The organism is Rhodovastum atsumiense, assembly GCF_937425535.1.
GTDB lineage: Bacteria > Pseudomonadota > Alphaproteobacteria > Acetobacterales > Acetobacteraceae > Rhodovastum > Rhodovastum atsumiense.
The window spans coordinates 1,297,692-1,317,978 of the sequence record NZ_OW485601.1 but is presented as its reverse complement, the minus strand read 5'-3'; the positions used below and the strand labels follow the sequence as shown (position 1 = coordinate 1,317,978).

General features: G+C 65.5%; 19 protein-coding genes and 1 pseudogene. 12 read left to right on the top strand and 8 right to left on the bottom strand.

Features of this window, described 5'->3' with window-relative positions; genetic code table 11:
* Window positions 1–4: 4 nt before the first annotated feature.
* The 5 genes from NBY65_RS05805 to NBY65_RS05785 form a co-directional block, all read right to left on the bottom strand.
* The gene (locus NBY65_RS05805) at window positions 5–874 is read right to left on the bottom strand and encodes a WecB/TagA/CpsF family glycosyltransferase (protein WP_150038371.1); all 870 of its coding nucleotides are present in this window, start codon (window positions 872–874) and stop codon (window positions 5–7) included.
* Window positions 875–937: 63 nt separating this feature from the next.
* Window positions 938–1,516 (bottom strand): sugar transferase, encoded by a 579-nt coding sequence (locus NBY65_RS05800; protein WP_203330331.1) that lies wholly within the window; start codon window positions 1,514–1,516, stop codon window positions 938–940.
* A 1,433-nt stretch (window positions 1,517–2,949) separates the two neighbouring features.
* Complete coding sequence (locus tag NBY65_RS05795) at window positions 2,950–3,204, bottom strand: hypothetical protein (protein ID WP_150038375.1); 255 nt, start codon at window positions 3,202–3,204, stop codon at window positions 2,950–2,952.
* Window positions 3,205–3,721: 517 nt separating this feature from the next.
* Window positions 3,722–5,224 (bottom strand): glucosamine inositolphosphorylceramide transferase family protein, encoded by a 1,503-nt coding sequence (locus NBY65_RS05790; protein WP_150038377.1) that lies wholly within the window; start codon window positions 5,222–5,224, stop codon window positions 3,722–3,724.
* A gap of 62 nt (window positions 5,225–5,286) precedes the next feature.
* Entirely contained in the window at window positions 5,287–5,997 is a 711-nt protein-coding gene (locus NBY65_RS05785) for a glycosyltransferase family 32 protein (protein ID WP_348539822.1), read from the bottom strand.
* Between the two features lie 1,224 nt (window positions 5,998–7,221).
* On the opposite strand from NBY65_RS05785, the gene NBY65_RS05780 reads away from it, so the two are divergent.
* The gene (locus tag NBY65_RS05780; RefSeq protein WP_150038381.1) at window positions 7,222–7,581 is read left to right on the top strand and encodes a VanZ family protein; all 360 of its coding nucleotides are present in this window, start codon (window positions 7,222–7,224) and stop codon (window positions 7,579–7,581) included.
* A 181-nt stretch (window positions 7,582–7,762) separates the two neighbouring features.
* Here the strand turns inward: NBY65_RS05780 and NBY65_RS05775 are convergent, their stop codons facing one another.
* The gene (locus NBY65_RS05775; RefSeq protein ID WP_162530345.1) at window positions 7,763–7,915 is read right to left on the bottom strand and encodes a hypothetical protein; all 153 of its coding nucleotides are present in this window, start codon (window positions 7,913–7,915) and stop codon (window positions 7,763–7,765) included.
* 22 nt (window positions 7,916–7,937) lie between these two features.
* Between NBY65_RS05775 and NBY65_RS05770 the strand changes: the two genes are divergently transcribed.
* From NBY65_RS05770 to NBY65_RS05725, 10 genes and pseudogenes are all read left to right on the top strand, one after another.
* A complete protein-coding gene (locus NBY65_RS05770) occupies window positions 7,938–9,281 on the top strand; it encodes a PAS domain-containing protein (RefSeq protein WP_162530346.1) in 1,344 nt (447 codons plus the stop codon).
* Window positions 9,278–9,802 carry an ATP-binding protein gene (locus tag NBY65_RS05765; RefSeq protein ID WP_150038385.1) on the top strand — a complete coding sequence of 175 codons (525 nt, stop codon included), beginning with the start codon at window positions 9,278–9,280 and terminating at the stop codon, window positions 9,800–9,802. The genes NBY65_RS05770 and NBY65_RS05765 overlap by 4 nt, the downstream gene beginning before the upstream one ends.
* Window positions 9,803–9,898: 96 nt before the next feature.
* Window positions 9,899–10,165, top strand: a complete 267-nt coding sequence (locus NBY65_RS05760; protein WP_162530348.1) for a response regulator — start codon at window positions 9,899–9,901, stop codon at window positions 10,163–10,165.
* Between the two features lie 266 nt (window positions 10,166–10,431).
* On the top strand, window positions 10,432–10,797 hold the full coding sequence (locus NBY65_RS05755; protein WP_150038390.1) for a hypothetical protein: 366 nt from the start codon (window positions 10,432–10,434) through the stop codon (window positions 10,795–10,797).
* Between the two features lie 111 nt (window positions 10,798–10,908).
* A complete protein-coding gene (locus NBY65_RS05750) occupies window positions 10,909–13,095 on the top strand; it encodes a penicillin acylase family protein (RefSeq protein ID WP_150038392.1) in 2,187 nt (728 codons plus the stop codon).
* Window positions 13,092–14,615, top strand: a complete 1,524-nt coding sequence (locus NBY65_RS05745) for a GH3 family domain-containing protein (RefSeq protein ID WP_150038394.1) — start codon at window positions 13,092–13,094, stop codon at window positions 14,613–14,615. Before NBY65_RS05750 ends, NBY65_RS05745 begins: the two co-directional genes overlap by 4 nt.
* 106 nt (window positions 14,616–14,721) lie before the next feature.
* A complete protein-coding gene (locus NBY65_RS05740; protein WP_250265640.1) occupies window positions 14,722–15,375 on the top strand; it encodes an SPW repeat domain-containing protein in 654 nt (217 codons plus the stop codon).
* A 238-nt stretch (window positions 15,376–15,613) separates the two neighbouring features.
* On the top strand, window positions 15,614–16,486 hold the full coding sequence (locus NBY65_RS05735) for an SDR family oxidoreductase (RefSeq protein WP_150038396.1): 873 nt from the start codon (window positions 15,614–15,616) through the stop codon (window positions 16,484–16,486).
* Between the two features lie 133 nt (window positions 16,487–16,619).
* A pseudogene (locus tag NBY65_RS05730) lies at window positions 16,620–17,424 on the top strand (manganese catalase family protein).
* A gap of 45 nt (window positions 17,425–17,469) precedes the next feature.
* Entirely contained in the window at window positions 17,470–17,667 is a 198-nt protein-coding gene (locus tag NBY65_RS05725; protein WP_150038398.1) for a hypothetical protein, read from the top strand.
* A 39-nt stretch (window positions 17,668–17,706) separates the two neighbouring features.
* On the opposite strand, the gene NBY65_RS05720 is transcribed toward NBY65_RS05725, so the two are convergent.
* Window positions 17,707–18,249 carry a class I SAM-dependent methyltransferase gene (locus tag NBY65_RS05720; protein WP_239002611.1) on the bottom strand — a complete coding sequence of 181 codons (543 nt, stop codon included), beginning with the start codon at window positions 18,247–18,249 and terminating at the stop codon, window positions 17,707–17,709.
* A 292-nt stretch (window positions 18,250–18,541) separates the two neighbouring features.
* Between NBY65_RS05720 and NBY65_RS05715 the strand changes: the two genes are divergently transcribed.
* Window positions 18,542–19,912, top strand: a complete 1,371-nt coding sequence (locus tag NBY65_RS05715) for a PleD family two-component system response regulator (protein ID WP_150038402.1) — start codon at window positions 18,542–18,544, stop codon at window positions 19,910–19,912.
* Window positions 19,913–20,069: 157 nt separating this feature from the next.
* Here the strand turns inward: NBY65_RS05715 and rpmG are convergent, their stop codons facing one another.
* On the bottom strand, window positions 20,070–20,237 hold the full coding sequence (gene rpmG / locus NBY65_RS05710; RefSeq protein WP_150038404.1) for a 50S ribosomal protein L33: 168 nt from the start codon (window positions 20,235–20,237) through the stop codon (window positions 20,070–20,072).
* Between the last annotated feature and the right edge of the window lie 50 nt (window positions 20,238–20,287).

Genomic DNA, 20,287 nt, shown 5'->3' with positions numbered 1-20,287 from the left:
CGGTCTAGTTCACCAGTGGGCGGTTGGCATTCGGTTCAGTTGCCGGACCCTTCAACTGGCGCCGGAACTTGGCGGCCATGGCCCTGATGACCAGCGCCAGAAACACAGGATAGTCCATGCAGTAGCGCCGCCAGAGCCGCCCTGGCTCGCGATAGAGACGGTACGCCCACCGCAGATTGATGGCGTCCACCCAGGCAGGATAATAACGAAATCCGTCTGCCAACTGATCCAGATAGCCACCGCAGGTGAACCCGCTGCCCGTCCAGCCACTGGCGCGTAAGGCAAGCAGGAATTCTTCCTGGCGCCTGACCCCCATTCCACAGATGACAATGTCGGGGGACAGCTTCCGCAATGCCGCGATGGTGCTTCCAGGGGGCGTGTAGCCATCAAAGGTGCCGACGATGGCAAGATCCGGAAATGTATGACGCAGCACTTCGGCGGCCCGCCTGGCGACGCCAGGCCGGCCGCCCACGAGCGCAATGGTGTTTCCATCACGTTGCGCTGCCTCGAACACAATCGGTGCCAGGGACGTACTATCGAAGCTGACCCTGGCTACCGTAAGGCCATGCAGTCTTCGTACGGCCATGCAGGCGCCGATGCCGTCGGGCATCACAAGATCAAAAGAATCAAGTGTGGTCGCGAGCGTTGGATGCCTTTTCGCTTCCAGCAGGGATGCTGGATTGAGGAACGTGGCGATAAAGGCTACCCTGCCAATGGCGTCCTTCCGAGGAAGGGCATCGAGATAGCCATTTACCGTTTCGGCTGTGTCCAGTGGTACACCCAAGGTGCGGATTCTGGTGACCGTACGACGCGGCAGCTGCGCTTCGTCATCAGGCTCCAAGTTTCTGCTTGGGCTGTCTATCAACATATCCATTGCCAGCTCATCTCCCGCGTATCGCGGCCAGGTCGGGTAACTGGTGTATCGTGACCGGAAAGGTCAGTAGGCATCCGGATCCGCAACCACCAGAAGTGCTGTTCGCCAGAGAATCCAAAAATCAAGGGCAATGGACCAGGTATTGATATAACGAACGTCAAGCTGTACGCGGCGCTCCAGCTGCTCCAGAGTGGTGAGAGCCCCCCTCGCCCCACTCACCTGGGCCAGGCCTGTCATCCCTGGCTTGACGCGATGGCGGGAATGGTAGGTTGGGACGGCCGCTTCAAGCGGCACGCCGGCTACCTTCGTGGCGAGCGCATGTGGGCGGGGCCCGACAAGAGACATCGTGCCGCCCACGACGTTTAACAGCTGCGGCAGCTCGTCAAGGCTTGTCTTCCGGAGAAACCGTCCGACACGCGTGATGCGGTCATCATTCCTGCTTGTTTGCCGATCCGCTCCGATATCGCAAAGATGCGAATACATCGTTCGGAATTTCAGCATCATAAAAATTTCGTTGTCTTTGCCGGCGCGTGGCTGCCGGAACAGCACCGGCCCCGGCGTTTCCAGGCGAATGACGAGGGCAATTATCAGTAATATGGGCGAAATTATAACCAGGATTGCCAATCCAAGCCCAAGGTCCATGGCTCGTTTGAAGGCACGATGGCGCCTTGAGCTCAGGATTTTGCTCTGCCGCGCTGCTCCCCCATCTGCCGCTTCGGTATGGAGTGACATAAGGCCCGGAATGGGGGCTGGCCCATCATGGTGAGTCCGCTGATAGGCAAGTGCCGTGACAGGCACTGCCCGCTTCGCGATGTCAACAGCAGGCCTGAGCACCTTTCTCGCGGGGGCATGGACAGGCCTTGTGGCCTCCCTGCTTTCCAAGGCGATATGGTCGCGCTCTGGGTCGCCGGCTCTGGCTGGAAGTGTTCTCACCAGACGCTCGCGACGAAGCAGCGCGGCGGCCATTGTTCCAAGCAGGCTGCGGCAGTGGGCGGCCGCGGAGCGCAGATGGGGGAATTGGTTCGCATGTGAATGACGATAAGATGGCTGACGAGGGGGCGCGCTTCTGACAGCAAGCAAGGCATTTCGGCCTGGCATGAATCCATCCATTTGGCTCCTTGGGGCGATATGCCGAGCGAGCCGTTACCGGGTGATGCGGACGAACCATCCGTTGCCGAAAATAATGTCGAATTCGGAGCGTTGCGTCGACGTAAAATAGGTGGGCGCGCAAGTTTCGTTACGATAAAAAAATCAGCTATCTATTTTTGATGGCTTGCTGTTTTTTAATGTGGGCGGGGCAGGTTCTATATCAGATTTATACCGATTTGAATGTGTTGAATGAATTTACTGGAGAATTAATGGAAAATCCGAAGCCGGTACAAATCGTGGTGACGATCATTGGCGGCATAAATTTCTTTCAAAATCAATACTTTGTCTTGTTGTTTTGTTAGAGACCATCAACATGATCGCAGTTGTCACAAGCTGGTTGTCGCGCCAGGAGTAAGCGCATTCCGTATCAAAAGATCATTTTCGAAAGAATAACCTGATCCTCCGTCAATCACTCCGTCGGTTACACCTTCCGGGAAATGAGCGCCGACCCGCCCTGAACGGGGAAGGCGGAGCAATGCGGACAATGGTAAAGCATGGCGCCGTATGCACGCTGCAGTGCTGAAATGAGCTGCATGAAAAGGAAAATTGATATATACTTAGTGTAATTCTACTATAAATAATTAAACCTGTTGGCGATTCCCTCGCGAGGAGGCGCGTGACGGGTGTGTAGGAAGGCCCGGTAGTCGAAGCGGCACCACAGGAGCGAACGCAGGGCGTGGTGACAACGATCCGGTTGAATCCGGCCGAAAACGTCTTCCAGCTCGGCTGGGTTGAAGCTGCCGGGAAGAGGGTGGCGGCAGCGATGGTGGAGTGAAATGCTTTGCCGAATTGTCGCCCTGTCTCGCCGGTGCAGCAACGGAGACTGACGCAACCACGGAGGGGATCGCGGATCCGGTATGGATTCTGATTTCGTAATGAAAAACGGTCAGCAGATAGGGGAAGGGCTGCGGTGGAGTTGCGGCACTTCACCCGTGAGCCGGGACGGCCCGATGACCGGGGATGGATGACCGCTTGCCGAACCGCTGGCGGAGGCTGGAGACGATGATGTCCTGCGCGGCGTCGCCGAAGTGGTGATGCAGATGGCGATGAAGGCCGATGGAGAGTGACGGATCGGCGCCGGTGGTGCTGCGCGCGCAGCGGCGCCTGCACAGTTTTCCGCAATGGCTATTGCGCCGCAATCTTGAGCCGCCCCACTGCAGCAGAGCCGCCAGCCGCTCCACGGTGATCTGTCCTGGTGGTACTGCATCAGCACCGAGCGGTACAATTCCGGCTCGAATGCCGCAAATTCCCGCGGGGGCAAGATCTCGGGCAGCGGCGCCACGATCGTTTCGTTTCCCGGAGCCGGCCGGCATTCGTACTGATACCGCATCACTCGCGCAGTGAGCGCCGGATCCTGCATCTGATAGGGCGTCGCTCCTGAGATGCGACCCGCCGGATTCGCCACCCGGATCATCTGGGTTGCAACTGTCATCCATGGCGTCACGGTGTCGCGGTTACGACGTTTGCCATGCAGGCCGGCGCGTTTCGGTCCGGTCGCTGTCCCCATCATTGCCCGGCCTGATCACCGGCCGGCCTTTCAAGCCCTTCAATCGGACAATCTCGTCGCGCAGCGCCAGCGCCAACTGTTACAGGCCGGCTGCCTCGCCTGCGCGGATGGTTCGAGAGGCGTTGGCATAATGGCCGCGAATCATACCTTCATCGCCTGGATGAAAGCCCCAAAGCAGTCGCCGCCCGGGTTTATGCCCCGGTGACTGTTCCGGCCCTGGGGCGTGGGAGCCGGCGCCACAGTCGCTGCAGCACGACCTTGGGGGCGAACACCCACCGTTTCCCATCGATAAGGACGCCTCCAGCACACATTGAAAGCGTGTGCAGGCCATGCGGAAAGGAACCCTTGGGATCGGGCTCGATCCGGGCAACCGGCACTTCCTCGTAGGACAGAGGTGTGCAGGTCACGATGCGGTTAACGACAAGTGCGCCGCCATAAGTTGCAGAACAATCCTGGGCGGGACGATAGAGCGCGTCGCCGACATGAAAAGGCGTGCCACCGCAACGCGAGGACCTTATGTCAATCTTGACCGGATTGGCGCGGCAAGGCCGCCACGGTCCTTCCAGACAATCCGCATACATCAGGCAAAGATTGTCATGCAGGCCGAAAGCAGTGTCGGTATAGGCAATCCAAAATCGTCCATCGTGCCGAAACAGCGTTGCATCCGCCATCGCCACCCCTTCGACAATGACCGCGAACGGCGCAGGGGGTTTTCCTGGTGCAAGCTCGTACAGGATCTGCCGACGTGCGCCTGCCATCTCAGGCAGGCAGAATATCCGATCTCCCTCCTGCCATGTGGACGGATAAGATAAATGGCAGGTTTCACCGAGCATGATCGGTTCGGCGGTGATAATCCGGGTGCCATCGGTGGTCAGGGCCGTCAGGATCCCGCGCCCCGTACGGTGGTTGAACTCTTCACAGAGCACAACGTCGGGGCGTCCTGGCCAGGCAAAGGGATCTGCGAGGAACCCCTGGGACACCGGCATCCGAATCCAGTGGGACGGGCTGACTACCTGGTCGGTCAGCAGCGTTTCAGGTCGCTTGTCCAGGACGGCAATGGCCCATTCCTCGGCCATGAGCCGGTCACGCCACCGCGCGCCTGTTCCGGCCGCCCAGCGACGCAAGCGGGAAGGCCGGCCTGGCCTGGGGCGTGACAACGGCTGCCATGCCCGTCCCGCGCCTGCGGCGAGGCATGCCGGCCCGCGCAAGGCCCTGCCAATCAACCATGCGGAGCAGCGGCCGGCCACATCGAGCAGGTCGCGATAGTGATGCGCCGCCGAGGGAAACGCCTCGGCGAGCACATGCCACGAAAGCCCGCCGTCGCGGCTTTCAATCAGGAACATCGGCAGGAGCGCCGGTCGCCGCCAGCAATGATCGAGAGCGAAAAACGGCGCCAGGAGACAATGCCCGGAGCCATCGACAATTCGCCACAGCCGTCCCTGGTGGCAAGGCGTCAGGCCGTGCAGGTCCAGGATGATGTCATGCATGTTCTCCGCGCCATCCGGGGGGGCGGATTCGTCGGATGCGGTCTCGAACCATTGCAGGGCGGTCCCCGTTGCGGCGCGCCGCCATGAAGCTGCGTCTCTGGGCTGGTGGCCGGTGGCGGCCAGGTGCGCCCACTCGTCCAGCGACCGGCGAATGTGGCAGGCCAGTGGTGATGTCGGATGCAGGCCGACAGCACGGATCAGTGCCACCCGGGAAGGTGATGAGGGGAGGGAGCGTGTGAGCGTTGTCTCGGTATCAGTTTGCCCCATCATCACAGACGCGTCCCCGCGATCTGGTGTTTGATGGCTTTCGCCAGGCGAATATAACGCGGTAAATCTTTTTCCCAGGATTTCTCCCAAAAATGTATCCCTATGGTTTCCTTCCGGACGCAGGCCTCTGTGAACGTTTCTCCCAGGAAAAAGGGGAAGAACACTGGGACAGGACAGAGATAAATGTCCCGGACATAAACGCCATCAGGATGGTATGCCTTGAGACCGTTCTGCAATAACAGGGATGTGATCAGTTTTGGTCCGGTGCGGGTCGGACGCTCAAAGCCAAAAGGCAGGGCCCGGAGTCCAAGAATGCGGTCCAGCGCCTGCCTGATGAACCAGTGGCCAGGCGTCGCGCCAAATACCCCATTCGCAACCCAATCCGTTGGATGATCCACCCGTTGGAATGCGAAGAAACAATTATGCTTGAGCAGCAAGTCGAGGCTGCGGCGAATGGAGAAGTCAGTATCGAGATAGATTCCGCCCTGATCGAGAACCGCCATCAACCGGGCGATATCCGATACCTTCGACCATAGGCGGCGATTATAGGCGTTCTGAATTGCCGGTATGGAGAAATCAATATTTTCTTCATTCCAACGTATGATTTCGTAATCAGGGTTGGTGGCAGACCAGCTATCGATATAACGGCGAATCCTGTCAGGCTCGGGGCTGCCAACCCAGACATAGTGTATTTTTTTTGGTATCATTCTGATCTGACCGTGTTCCAGAGCGTGGTGTTGAAGTAACGATACTCGCTTGGCCGCAGGAGGCGTCAGGCGCCTACACCGGGCAAGCCGACACGCAGACGATTATTGAACATGGCGAGACTTTCACTTTAAGGCGCATAAGGCAGCTACGTGCTTGTCGTGAGATTGGCGATGACGCAGTGCGGAAGAATTTCCGAAGGGGGCTGACCTTTCTGACAAGGCAAAAGCCATGTCAGATGGTCTTCTTTGTCCTTTTTGCTGTCCGTGCCCCGGCCCTCCCGGCACGTCGTATCGATTGCAAATGATGCTTCCTCGGTTTCGCGTACGACCTTATTCTGGCAAATTCACTCCAATTCGATAAAGTCACTTTGACAGGAACGTACCTACCACAGACTGATGTCGCTCAATGTTACGAACGGATACGGGACTCAATGGTATTGCGTCTGCGGGAATGCCGTTGGTCGCTCCGGGTGACCGACGCTTCCTTGCTTTGTGCCTTGGTGACAGCGGGCATTTCAACATCTCGACGATGTTACGCAGTCTCAGCAGTGCCACGCTTGGCTGATGCACTGTCCGTGTCCGGCGATGAACGGCGCGGCCAGCATCGTCATGGTGATACAGACCCGCGGATGCACGAGGTTGATCCGTAACGGGCCGCGTGCGCTCTCGGGCAGGGGGCGGCACATCGAGGCGTCTGCACGGCCCCTCCGGTCAGACGGTGCGTTGCGGCCGAAGCGCCGGAGCCGCAGAGTGCAGACGGCACCGTGCCACCGCGGCGCCTCGTGCGCGCGGGCGCGAACGAAGGAGATCCGGAGCATCATCCGACCGCATGGGGGGCCGTGTCGGATAAGGATGCAGTGGCAGTCGATGAAGCCTGCAAATGCATCCGCGATGCGATCGACCAGGGCGGCATTCATCGGTGCGCAGGATTGCCTGATGACCCGAGGGTTCCACTCCGTTTTTCGGCCTGTGGAATCCGGAAGTTCCCTTGAGCCGACGTCCGATTCGCAGGTCGAGATCCAATGTGAGGTACCATCGGCGCGGCGCCTGCCTGAAAAAGCGAAGAGCGTGCCCGTCACGATGGTGTGGGATCGGGTGTGGCGGAGTTGGCCAGGCCAGGCACGCACGGGATTTTGCTTCCCCCATGGCCAGATGGGCGGCGGGTAGACCCTGGCCTCATCATCGGCATGCAGGTAGACATCACGCTTTCGTTAGAGGTTTGCAATAAAGATGAACGAAATCTGGCTGCTGCGTGGGATCAGGATTGCTGGATGGGCATGCATCGTGGTCATTGCAGTCTTGTCTTTGCTTCCGGCCGAAGAGATGGTCCGCACCAGCCTTGGTGGACTCATCGAGCATGCGTTGGCGTATGCGGGGACGACATTGCTCCTTGGTCTTTCATACCGGCGCCCATTCCGAATTTCTGCCGCAATGGTGGCTTATGCTGCAGTGCTGGAACCGCTGCAGGCCCTGTCACCGGGCCGAAATCCCGCAGTGGCAGACTGGGCTGCCAGTTCGGTGGGCGCCTTGATCGGCGCGGCTTGTGTCACGTTTATCCTGCAACAAATAACCCCACAGCCGCAAAGTTAACCGACCAACCATTTATTTGGCACGTGCTGCATTTTTGCGGTTTCCGGGGTCACGAATCCTCTTCCAAATGCTGCGACTGCGGCGAGGCGCCTTCAGAAGCGGCAAGCAGTCCCCGGGGGGACGCATTCTGGGGAATATTCTGTGATGATCATCAATTTTTGAGTTTCTGCCATCCGGTCGGTCAGTCGGCCCGGCAGAGGTCTGCGGTGTTGCGGTCCGGCATGTCCTTCGCGGTCACCCCGAAGGGCGCGACCGTGGCGAGATAGGCCGGCGCGCCGCGGATCCGGCGGATCTGTTGGTCCACCGCGTCGCGTAAGACGCCATCGGCCTTCATCGTCGATACCGACGGTCTGTTCGTGGCGCTGTCTGACTCGGAGACGCCGGCCGATCCGTGCGTGGGCGCGCCAGCCCCCTCTGTCTTCACCCATGCGCGTCCCGGCCTGGTGCGGGGGCAGGTGGCGGCGGCGGAGCTGGCGGTTGCCGCCGCCACTTCGGTGCTGACCGGGTGGCGGATCTTCGCGGCGGCGCCGGATGGCGTGGTGTTCGGTCCGTTGCGCCGCAACCAGAGGCTCCAGTGGGATGGCGACATCCTCGCATTGCTCGCGGCGACGGCGCTCGGGACGGCGATGCTCCGCATCCATGCGCGCGGCAAGCGGTCCCGGCGGCAGTTGGCGGTGACGCAGGCCACGCACGAGGCAGACCGGCGCTATCGCCTTCTGGCCGAAACCATCCCTCAGATCGTCTGGACCGCACGTCCCGATGGCGGCCTGGACTATCTCAACCCGCAATGGACGGAATTCACCGGCCTGTCGGTGGAGGCCGGGCTGGGGGATGGCTGGGCGACCTGCCTGCATCCGGATGACCGGGGGTGCATCGTTGCCGCCTGGGCCGAAGCGGTGCAGCGCGGCCATGTCTTCAAGGCCGAGTTCCGCGCCCGCAACGCCGCCGGCGCGTATCGCGCCCTCACTGGCCAGGCGAAGCCGTTGCGCGACGAGAGCGGCGGGATTCGCCTGTGGTTCGGCACCGCCACCGACATTTCCGAGATCGTCGCGGCGCGGGAGGTGCTGGCGCGGCAGCATGCGGAACTGGAGCGCCAGGTCGCCGATCGCACCGCCGCCCTGGTGGCCAGCGAGGCCCGTTTCCGCGCCATCTTCGAGAACGTTCCCGACATGGTCTTCGTCGTGCGGGTCGGTGGCGATGGCAAGGTCACCTACGAGGCGGTCAACCCGGCGGTCGAGCGCCTCGCCGGCCGCCCCGCCGCTGACATGCTGGGCCTGCGGGTGCAGGAGAACGTGCTGGCAGGCGAGGCGGGCGAGAGCCAGGTCGCCCGCTACCGTGCCTGTGCCGCCGGCCGCCAGGCCATGCGGTTCGACACCAGCTTTCCTTTTTCGGGCGGCACCCGCATTGCCGAAAGCATTCTGCAGCCGCTTGCCGGTGCGGACACGCAGGCGGTGCGTATCCTGGAGACGGCACAGGACATCACCGAACGGCGCCAACTGGAACGCCAGCTTGCCCAGGCGCAGAAAATGGTAGCGGTCGGCCAGCTGACCGGCGGCGTCGCGCATGATTTCAACAATCTGCTCCTGGTGGTGCTCGGCAGCCTGGAGCAGTTGGAACGCCGGCTCGCGCATGGCCGCGCCCCGGAGGCACCACCGGTGATCGCGCGCGCCAAGCATGCCATCGACCGGGGGCGAAGTTGACGCGCCAGTTGCTGGCCTTCTCGCGCCGGCAATCGCTGCATGCCGAGCGCCTTCTCTTCAGCCGCCTCGTCGGGGACCTGGCCGAGTTGCTGCAACGGGCCGTCGGCGAAAGCATCACGGTGCGCATGGATATCGCCGCAGAGCTGTGGCCGTGCCGGGCCGATCACGCCCAGTTCGAATCGGCGATCCTCAATCTCGTCATCAATGCGCGCGATGCCATGCCGTCCGGGGGGCAGGTGGTCCTCGCCATGGGCAACTGCGACATCGATGTCGCGGCGGGGCAGGCGCTGGAACTTGCGCCGGGGCAGTATGTGCGGGTCAGCGTCCGGGATAACGGCACGGGCATGCCGCCGGAGATCCTGGCGCATGTGTTCGAGCCGTTCTTCACCACCAAGGAGGTCGGCAAGGGGGGCTTGGGCTGGCCCAGGTGCACGGCTTCATGCACCAGTCCGGGGGGGGGCCGTTACCCTGGACAGCACGCCGGGCGTGGGCACCACCGTGTCACTGTATTTCCCCCGTGATCTCTCACCGGACGATGCCACGGAGGTACCCGCCTTCCCCGCAAGGCCGAGCGCCGCGATGTCCCTGCCGGTCGTCAAGGACGATCCCGGGCGCTGGTGGCGCTGCGCTCCGGCGAGCATTTCGATGTCCTCTTCTCCGACGTGGTGCTGCCGAGCGGCGTCAGCGGCATCACCGTGGCCCGGGAAGCGCAACGCCTGCAGCCGGAGCTGCGCATCCTGTTGACCTCTGGCTATGCCCGCGAGGTGCTGGCCGGCCACGGCGCCACCGAGGCCATGGAGGTGTTGTGCAAGCCCTATCACCATCAGCAGTTGCTCGAACGCGTGAACGCGCTTGCCGCCCGGCCTGTCTGCCGCGACGGCTGATTGGGCCCCGGTCGTGACGATCTGCGCGCTTGTGCGGATGTGCATTCATTTCAGCCCTGTGGCCGCGTTGCCGCAACAGGCGGGGAACCGTATGGCAGCGTAAGAAAAGCCAACAAGGATCACGCACGAAATGGCATGAAAGGGGGTGGCCCGGGAGCGGATCACTTGTGCGCGACAAGTCGATGGATCGTGTCCGAAAGTGAAACCGATTCCGGATGCAAACGAATGGTGACGTGAACATCAACCTCTCCTGAAGGCGCCTGCCCGTGCCCCTCGATGCTTCCCCTGCGGTTGCCCCGACTGCGAACGCCACTTTTCCCGACCATGATCTTGCCTTCGCCCATGCCTGGGCCGCGGTCGCGCCTGGTGGCTGGGCCCTGACCGCCGATCCGACCGATGCCGGCGAGTTGATCCGCATCTATCCCCCCGACAGCCAGCTTCCCGGCTTCACGATTCGCCTGGAAGCCGGCGTGGTGGTGACCCGCCGGCACCGTCCGGTGCAGGTGCGTGGCGGTGCGGTGGCGGTCGGCCAACATGCCAGCCTGCCGGAAGCGGTGCTGGCCCTGTGTCCGCTGACGCAGGCCCAGATGGACGAACTGCGACAGGTCATGCGCGACCGCTACGGCGTGTAGCCACCCGCGGGACCGTGGCGTTGCGGGAACCATGCCTGGGCGTGGTTCTTTCAGTCCCGCATCCCGCGCCAGCAGCCGACCGTCGGGAGGCCCACCGCAAGGAGGCATCCCATGCGCAGGCCAAACCTGGCAGGGCTGGCGCTGGTCGCCGGATTGATCTGGCGTGTGGTCCGCGCCGGCCGGCCCCCTCCCGTGACCACCGCCGCGCGCCTGCGCAACATCCCGTGCCAGGGGCTGCCGGTGCGCGAGCCCGTGCGGATCCATTGGGACGAGCATCAGGTTCCTGGCATCGAAGCCGCGAACGAGCCTGATCTCGCGGTCGGGCTGGGGGTCGTGCACGCGCATCTGCGGCTGGCGCAGATGGAGCTCATGCGCCGGCTCGCCACCGGGCGGGTTGCCGAGGTGATCGGCCGGGCCGGCATCGAACTGGACCACGCGCTGCGGCTGATGCGCCTCGATCGGGCGGTGCCCGGCATCGCGGCGATGCTGCTGCGCTCGACCCGGGTCTGGGCGGAAGGCTTCGTTGCCGGCGTCAATCACCATATCGCCCATGCTCCGGCCCTGCCGCCGGAATTCCGCCTGCTCGGCCTGACGCCGGGGCCCTGGACGCTCGCGGACCTGCTCGCAGTCGGCCGGCTGGCCGCGACCGATGTGTCCTGGCTGGTCTTTGCCCGGCTGCTGCACGGGCAGGCGAGGCTGTCGGGGGCTGAGTGGGAGACGCTCTGGCCGCTGATGCAGCAAGGCGACACGCTGCCCTGGCCGGCGCGGGAGGCCGAGGCGGTGCTGACGCTGGTCCGCGGCAGCAATTCCGCCGCCGTACCCGCTCGCCGCGGCCGTGATGGCGCGGGGATGATCGCGTCCGACCCGCATCTGGCGATCACCCTGCCGCCGCTATGGCTGATCGCCGGGCTGCATGCGCCGGGCCTTGATGTGGTCGGCCTGATGATCCCCGGTCTGCCGGTGGTGGCGCTGGGGCGCAATCGCTGGATCGCCTGGGGCGGGACCAACCTGCATGCCGCCAGCAGCGAACTCGTGGACGTTGCGGCCGAGCCCATGACCGTGCGGCAGGAGGTGATCCGGGTGAAGGGAGGCCGTCCGGTCACGCTGACGCTGCGGGAGACCCGGTTCGGCCCGGTGGTCAGCGACGGCATCCTGTTGTCCTCCCGTCGTCCCCTGGCGCTGCGCTGGGTCGGGCACCGGCCGAGCGACGAAATGACCGCGATGCTGGGGGTCATGCGGGCCCGCGATTTCGCGGGGTTCCGCACCGCCCTGGAGGGGTTCGCCGTTCCCGGCCAGACCATGCTGGCGGTGGAGGCGGGACCGTCCGGGCGGGCCGGGCGCGTCATTGCCGCCCATCTGCCGCGCCGCGCCGACGCGCCCCTGGCCGGGCCGGTCTGCCCGCCGCACCTGGCCTGGACGCTGGACGATCTGGTGCCGGGGACCGCCTTCGCCGGCGTCGGCGATATCCCGGTGGTTTCGGCCAATGACCGTCCCGAAGCGACCTCCGTGCCGGTTGGCTTCTTCTTCTCCCCGCCCGATCGGGTCCGGCGCCTGCGGTCCTTGCTGGAAGCGGCGGATCCGGTCACGCCGGAAGCGATGCGCGCCTTGCAGCAGGATGTGCGCCAGCCCGCGGCGCTCGGGCTGCGCGATGCCCTGTTGCCGCGGATCCCGCCGCCTTCGCCGCAGGACGCGGAAGCCCTGCGGGTGCTTGCCGCCTGGGACGGAGCCTATGACGCCTCCTCCCGCGGGGCGCTGGTGTTCGAGGTCTTCGTGGCGGCGCTCGCTCACCGGCTGGTTCCGGCCGAAAGCCTGGCCCTGCTCACGGCGATCTGGAGCGGGCGGGCGCTGATCGCGCGGCGGATCGCACAGGCCCCGCCTCGGGCGCTCGGTGCGGCCTTGCATGCGGCGGCCCGGGCGCTGCGCCGGCATGGCACCTGGGGGGCGGTGCACCGGCTGGCGTTGCGGCATCCGCTGGCGTCCCTGCCGCTGGTCGGCGGCCGCTACGCCGTGCCCGATTTTGCCGCCGCGGGCGGCAATGACACGCTGAACAAGACCGGGCACGGGCTGGTGCGCGGACGTCACCGGGTGACGTTCGGCGCCTGCGCCCGCCACGTCTCCGACCTTGCGGATCCGAATGCCAACGGCTTCGTGCTGCTGGGCGGGCAGGATGGCTGGCTTGGCTCCGCCAATGCCGCCGATCAGGTGCCGCTCTGGCGGGCGGGGTGCTATATTACCGTGCCGCTGCAGCCCGAGGCGGCACGTGCCTGGCCGCATCACACCCGGCTGCTGCCGCCATGATCGACGCCACCCCCTTGCTGCGCGCCTTCGCCGCCCGTCGCCGCGCGGTACTGGCGGGCATGGATCCGCTGCGGGCCCAGCGCGCCACGCTCGCGCGGCTGTTGCGCCGCGCCGCCGGCACCCGCTTCGGCCGCGATCACGACTTCGCCGAGATCCGCACGGTCGCGGACTACCAGGCACGCGTGAAGCTGCGCCGCTACGAGGCGTTCTGGCGCGAGTACTGGCAGCCCGCCTTTCCCGTGCTCCGTGACGTCACCTGGCCCGGCCTGATTCCCTGCTTTGCCCAGAGCAGCGGCACCACCGGCGGCCCGACCAAGCACATTCCCGTCAGTGCCGCGATGATGCGGTCCAATACCGGGGCGGCATTCGACTGCATGGCGTTCCATCTCGCCGCCCGGCCGGGGTCACGGGTGTTCGGCGGGCGGAATTTCCTGCTCGGCGGCAGCGTCGCGCTGGAACGGCTCGCCCCCGGGGTGCGGGCGGGGGATCTCAGCGGCATCGCTGCCGACCGCATGCCCGGGTGGGCCCGTGCCCGTGCCTTTCCGCCGCGCGAGCTGGCGCTGATCGGCGACTGGGAGGCGAAGGTGGCGGCGCTTGCCCCTGGCTCGCTGGCGCAGGACATCCGCAGCATCTCGGGCACGCCGAGCTGGATGCTGCTGTTCTTCGAGCAACTCGCGGCGTTGCGCCCGGGGCGTCCGCGCCGGCTGGTGGAGTACTGGCCGGATCTTGAATTGCTGGTGCATGGCGGCGTCGCCTTCACGCCCTATCGCGACGCCATGGCCGCCTGGCTGGAGGGCAGCCACGCCGAGACGCGCGAGGTGTACCCGGCCAGCGAGGGCTTCATCGCCGTCGCCGATCGCGGGCCGGGCGAAGGGCTGCGCCTGATGACGGACCGGGGGCTGTTCTTCGAATTCGTGCGGCCGGACGCGCTCGACCGGCCCGATCCGGACCGGCGCTGGCTGGGCACGGCGGAGCCGGGGGTGGAGTACGCCCTGGTGCTCACCACCAATGCCGGGCTGTGGTCCTATGTGCTCGGCGACACCGTGGTGCTGACGGACCGTGATCCACCCCGCCTGCTGGTGACCGGCCGTACGGCTTTCACCCTCTCGGCCTTTGGCGAGCACCTGATCGCGCAGGAGCTGGATGCGGCGGTCACCGAAGCCGCCCGGGCCTTCGCCGCGGGGGTGGCGGATTATGCCGCCGGCCCGCTGTTCCCGACTGCCGGCCAGCCGCGGGGTGGACACCTGTTCGTGGTGGAGCTGGCATCGCTGGTGCCGGACGACGCGGTCCCCTTCGCCAGGGTGCTCGACGCGGCGCTGGCACGGCTGAATGCCGATTACGCCGATCACCGGCGTGGTGATTTCGGCATGCTGCCGCCGCAGGTCCGGCTGGTGCCGCCCGGGACCTTTGCCGCCTGGATGCGCCGGCGCGGCAGGCTTGGCGGGCAGAACAAGGTGCCGCGGGTGATCAACGACCCGGCGCTGCTCGCCGATCTACGGGGGTTCATCGGGGAACGGTAGGCGCCTGCGCAGGGCCGCGTGGCGGTGCATGGCACCCCATGCCGGCGCGATGCGTTCTGGGCGGTGGCGCGACTGAGGCGCCCAGGCACGGCCGGAGGAGTGCAACATGCAACGGATTCCCACCCGCATCCATGGAATGCTCGACTACGCCCTCGGCATTCTGCTGCTGGCGTCCCCCTACCTGTTCGGCTTCGCCGACGGCGGTGCCGCGGAATGGGTGCCCACCCTCGTTGGCATTGTCATCATCGTCCAGAGCCTGATGACCGATTACGAGCGCGGAATAGCGCGCATCCTGCCCATGCCGGTGCATCTGGGCATGGATGCCGTGGCCGGGGTGTTCCTGGCGGCCTCGCCCTGGCTGTTCGGCTTCGCCGAGCAGGTGTGGCTGCCGCATCTGCTGCTCGGGCTTGTGGCAGCCGGGATCGCGGCTACGACGCGCATTGTGCCGGATGACCGCGCAGCGGACAGCACGCCACTGGTCCGCATGGCATCCATGGCCGAGACGCTCGGCAAGCCGCCGGCGGACCATCCGCGGTCGAGCGATCTGCGGCCGGCCACGGCCCTGCATGCCGGGAAGGCGGAGAATGCCGACCAGCTCCGTCGGGCGATCGACAGCGGCGCGACCCGTGACAAGGTGGCCGTGGTGGACCCGGCGGCAGCCCCCCTGGGCACGGACGCGGAATCCGGCGCGCCGCACGACGAGGAGGGACTGAAGCTCGCCCGCAGCCAGGGACAGTCCTCGGCGCCGCCGCCGAGCTAAGCATGCAGGAGCGCGGGGGACTGCCGGACGGGTCATCCCCGCGCATCCCGGTTCATCAGGCGGCAAATCCGCAGCAGACAAGAGGATGTCTGCCGATTCGCGTGGTTTCGTGATCGGCGCGCCGCCGGCACGTCCCGGAACCACCGGGGGGGCAAGCCTGTATCCCTTCCTGGCGCCCGCCATCGCAGGCATTGCGGGGCCGCTGCGCCAGATCCCAGCCCCAACCGGGAAAACCGCCATGACCCAGGATCCGCAACTGGCCCATCCCCAGCCGCCTTTCCCGAAGCAGCAGCAGGCTCCTTCCGGCCGGACGGAAGAGATGCAACCGACGCCCGACCATGGCGAACACAGCTACAAGGGATCAGGACGGCTCGCGGGCAAGGCCGCCATCATCACCGGCGGCGACAGCGGCATCGGCCGGGCGGTGGCGATCGCCTTCGCCCGCGAGGGCGCCGATGTCCTGATCTCGTATCTCGAGCAGCACGAGGATGCCCGCGAAACCGCGCGCTGGGTGGAGCAGGCCGGGCGGCGCGTCGAGCTGATCGCCGGTGACATTGCCGATCAGGGTCATTGCCGTGGCATCGTGGAGCGGGCGCTGCAGGCCTTCGGGCGTCTCGACATCCTGGTCAACAACGCGGCGATGCAGCGCACCCACCAGGCTCTCGAGGAGATCAGCGCGGAGGAATGGGACCATACCTTCCGCATCAACATCTATGCGATATTCTATCTGTGCCAGGCGGCCGTGCCGCACATGCCGCCGGGTAGCGCGATCGTGAACACCACGTCCATCAACGCCAAGACCCCATCGCCACAATTGCTGGCCTATGCCACCACCAAGGGCGCCATCGCCAATTTCACCGCGGGGCTGGCGCAACTGATCGCCGGGCGCGGCATTCGCGTGAACTGCGTGGCGCCGGGCCCGATCTGGACGCCGCTCATTCCGTCCACCATGCCGGTGGAAAAGGTCGCGAACTTCGGCAAGGACACGCCGCTCGGCCGTGCGGGACAGCCGGCGGAACTTGCCCCCGCCTATGTCCTGCTGGCATCCGGCGAAGCCAGCTACATCACCGGTGCCTTGCTGCCGGTGACGGGCGGGCGGCCGATGCTGTAGCGGTCCGGTCTATCCCGGACCCGCGCACGATGCCGGGAACATAGAACTGCCGGAAGTCGATCCTGTTTGCTGCTCGGTGGCACCGTCCGCCGATGCACGGGCACGGCAAAAACAAAAAGACCCAGGATCATTCATGTATTTTCACGACCGGCGCCTGCAATGTCCCGTCCGCGTGGACACCCCGGATCCGCTGTTCGCCAGGCAACTGCAGCAGGCCATCGGCGGGATCGAGGGCGAGATCCGCGTCTGCCTGCAGTACTTCTTCCAGGCCTGGGGCGCCCGCGGGCCGACGAACAAATACCGCGACATGCTGCTGCATACCGCGACCGAGGAGATCGGGCACGTCGAGATGCTGGCGACCGCCGTCGCGCTGAATCTCGAGAATGCGCCGACGACCTTGCAGGAAAGCGCGGCGGGCGCCAGGTCCCTCGTCGGCGCCGTGCTCGGCGGTGGCGAACGGCCGCGCCATATGGTGGAAGGCATGCGTCTATGCCAGCGGCAACCTCGCCGCTGACATGTTCGCCAACGTCACGGCGGAGGCAACCGGCCGCCTGCTGGCGGTGCGCCTCTACAATGCGACCCATGATGCCGGCATGCGGGACATGCTGAGCTTCCTGATCGCGCGCGACACCATGCACCAGCAGCAATGGCTGGCGGTGGTGGAGGAACCGGGCGGTCCCGGTGCCCTGCCGATCCCCAACAGCTTCGACCAGAGCAAGGAAAAGCAGGAATTCAGCTATGTCTTCCTGGGTACCGGCAAGGACGGCACGCCACCGCCCTCCGGCCGCTTCACCGAAGGCGCGTCGCTGGATGGCCGCGGACACTTCAGCGTCCGCCAGAATGTCGCGCTCGGCGCGGAACCGGTGCTGGGGCCGGCCCGCCCGGACAGCGGGGCGCAGGTCGAGCAGATCGACACCACCGCGTCGCCGCCGGCGTAGCGATCGGTCACGCCGCCAGGGCTTTTCCTCAAGGGAAGCACAGCCATGTCCAGGACCGACTCTCGATCCGGCAACGACACCCCATCCACCCCGGCCACCAGCCCCGCCTCAAGCGAAATGGACAGGGCGCATGAAGCGGCCGGTGATGGTGTCCTTCCCGGCTCGGTGCCGGCCGGTCTCACGGTGAAGGAACTCGAGGACCGGGCACGTGCGCCGGCGAAGGATGTTCCTGCGACCGACTGACCGCAATCCCGGCCGCGCTGGCCGGCGGGGCAGGCGGCCTCAGCCGGCCGGGGTGTAGCGCCACACGCTCGCGGGCGGGAAATTCAGCGGGGTCCAGGCTTCACGTCTGGCCTCCAGTCCGTGCCGGCTGGCCGGCAGGGGCGAGGTGACACAGTAGCTGTAGTGCAGGAAGCCGCGGCCGGGGGCGACCGCCGTCATCGCGTCGATGAAACGGCGTTGCTCGGCCAGTGGCAGCAGCACCAGCGGAATGCCGCAGATGACCGTGCCGACGTGTCCGTGCCAGTGTGCGGGCAGCAGGTCGGGCAGGGCGCGGGCATCGCCTTCGATCACCGTCGCGCCCGGCAGCACACGGCGCAGGTGGTTCGCCATGTCCGGCACGATCTCCACCACGACCAGTTTTTCGGCCCGCAGGCCGGAGGCGAGCAGCGCCCGGCTGACCACGCCCGTTCCGGCACCGAGTTCCACGACCACCTCGTCAGCGGTGCAACGCACCTGGGCGGCGACGCGCCGGCACAATGCCGGGGCGGATGGAATCACCGACCCCATCTGCAGCGGATTGGCCAGCCAGCGCCGCAAGAACATGCCAGTATTGTTTGTGACAGTTCTGTGACGGTATTCAGCGGTTTCTGCCGCCATGGTTCTCACGTTCGGCATATCCCTCATGGAACACTGCACTTCGCTGTTGGGGATTATCATTACGTCCCGGAACTGCTACAGCATGGCATGCGGGGCCGCAAGGCGGCGCCGTTCCGCCAGGAAACCGGCCGTCATCCGGCGTCTCGCCGGAGCCGCGAGCCCTTGCTTTCGTGCTTCGCCTGCAACCTGATATGGTCGCCGGTCGACACCCATTGCCCCCGAAGGTCGATTCGGCGCGATGACTGCACGCATCCTCATCGTCGACGACGTGCCGCTGAACCGGTGGCTGCTAGAGGCGAAGTTGTCCGCCGAATATTACCAGGTGGCGACTGCCGCGGATGGGGCGGAGGCGCTGCGCCTTGCGCGGGCCTGGCAGCCGGATCTGGTGCTGCTCGATGTCATGATGCCGGAAATGGACGGCTACGAGACCTGTCGCCGGCTGAAGGACGATATCAGCACCGTTCACATTCCGGTGGTGATGGTCACGGCCCTCGGGGCGCCGGAGGAACGGCTGCGTGGCCTTGAGGCAGGGGCGGATGATTTCCTCACCAAGCCGGTCGAGTACGACACGCTGCTCGCGCGGGTGAAGTCGCTGGTGCGGCTGAAGCGCCTGCTCGACGAATGGCGGTTGCGCGGCGAGACCGCGCGCGTGCTCGGACTGGTTGACGATACGATGGCGCAGCCCGCGATCGCCGGTGCCCGCGCGCTGGTGGTGGATGATTGGGATCCGGGCGCGCAGATCGTGCAGGATGCGTTGTCGCGGGAGGGGGTCCTGGCGGGCCGCGCCGCGTCGGAAGCCGAGGCCCTGGCGCTCGTCGCGACCGTTCCGTTCGATCTGGTCGTGCTCAGCCTGTCGATGACGGAGCAGGATCCGCTGCGCCTGGCCTCGCGTCTGCGCGCCACCGATGCCACCCAGGACATTCCGCTGCTGCTGGTCGCCGAACCCGAACAGAAGGGGCGCCTGCTGCGCGGCTTCGATCTCGGTGCCAATGACTGGGTGCTGCGCCCGATCGACGGAAACGAGTTGCGGGCGCGGGCGCGCAACCAGATCCGCCGCAAATTCTACCAGGACCGGTTACGCGCCGATCTCGGCCATGCGCTGGAAATGGCCCTGACCGACCCGCTGACCGGCTTCTACAACCAGCGTTACCTGCTGCCGCACCTGCGCGGGTTGCTGGCCTCGTACCATGCCGGCGGGCTGGCGGTCATGATGGTGGATGTGGACCATTTCAAGCAGATCAATGACCGCTTCGGCCACGCCGTTGGCGATCGCGCCCTGAGGGAGGTGGCGGACACGCTGCGCAGCCGTACCCGCGTGTTCGACAGCATCGCCCGTTACGGTGGCGAGGAGTTCGTGGTGGTGATGCCGGGGGCCGGCCCGCAGGAGGCGATGGTGGCGGCCGAACGACTGCGCCTGTCCGTCGAGGAACTGGCGTTCCAGCCGGAACGGGGCGTGGTCCATTCCCTGACCGTCAGCATCGGCGTTGCCTTCAGCCACGCCGGTGTCCAAAGCGCGGAGCTGCTGCTGCAGGCGGCCGACCAAGCGATGTACCGCGCCAAGAATGGCGGCCGCAACCGGGTGGAAACCGCAGGAACGGAGTGGTGCTGACCGGGAACGGTCCGCCCTGGCCTGTTACCATCCCGGCGAGAGGGAGGGGGCCGATCGTTCCGCGAGTGGTCAACGCAACGCAAAAACGCGCCCGGCCGTCACCGGCGGGCGGGCGAGTCTGCAGATGAGAGCGGCCGGCCTGACTGGCCGGCCGGGCTCACTTGATCTTGGCTTCCTTGAACAGGACGTGCTTGCGCGCGACCGGATCGTATTTGCGGAACTCGAGCTTGCCCGTCTGGGCGCGCGCGTTCTTCTTCGTGACGTAGAAGTACCCGGTGTCGGCGGTCGACACCAGCTTGATCTGGACAGTGTTCGTCTTCGCCATGGCAGATAACCCCTCGAAGGACGGGCCTCATGGCGCAACAGGCGTGGCGC

Excerpts from the sequence above, each read along its gene's own strand:
- NBY65_RS05805 (WP_150038371.1), bottom strand. The coding sequence starts at position 874 with ATGGATATGTTGATAGACAGCCCAAGCAGAAACTTGGAGCCTGATGAC.
- NBY65_RS05800 (WP_203330331.1), bottom strand. The coding sequence starts at position 1,516 with ATGGACCTTGGGCTTGGATTGGCAATCCTGGTTATAATTTCGCCCATA.
- NBY65_RS05780 (WP_150038381.1), top strand. The coding sequence starts at position 7,222 with ATGAACGAAATCTGGCTGCTGCGTGGGATCAGGATTGCTGGATGGGCA.
- NBY65_RS05775 (WP_162530345.1), bottom strand. The coding sequence starts at position 7,915 with ATGAAGGCCGATGGCGTCTTACGCGACGCGGTGGACCAACAGATCCGC.
- NBY65_RS05750 (WP_150038392.1), top strand. The coding sequence starts at position 10,909 with ATGCGCAGGCCAAACCTGGCAGGGCTGGCGCTGGTCGCCGGATTGATC.
- NBY65_RS05745 (WP_150038394.1), top strand. The coding sequence starts at position 13,092 with ATGATCGACGCCACCCCCTTGCTGCGCGCCTTCGCCGCCCGTCGCCGC.
- NBY65_RS05740 (WP_250265640.1), top strand. The coding sequence starts at position 14,722 with ATGCAACGGATTCCCACCCGCATCCATGGAATGCTCGACTACGCCCTC.
- NBY65_RS05735 (WP_150038396.1), top strand. The coding sequence starts at position 15,614 with ATGACCCAGGATCCGCAACTGGCCCATCCCCAGCCGCCTTTCCCGAAG.
- NBY65_RS05725 (WP_150038398.1), top strand. The coding sequence starts at position 17,470 with ATGTCCAGGACCGACTCTCGATCCGGCAACGACACCCCATCCACCCCG.
- NBY65_RS05720 (WP_239002611.1), bottom strand. The coding sequence starts at position 18,249 with ATGTTCTTGCGGCGCTGGCTGGCCAATCCGCTGCAGATGGGGTCGGTG.
- NBY65_RS05715 (WP_150038402.1), top strand. The coding sequence starts at position 18,542 with ATGACTGCACGCATCCTCATCGTCGACGACGTGCCGCTGAACCGGTGG.
- rpmG (WP_150038404.1), bottom strand. The coding sequence starts at position 20,237 with ATGGCGAAGACGAACACTGTCCAGATCAAGCTGGTGTCGACCGCCGAC.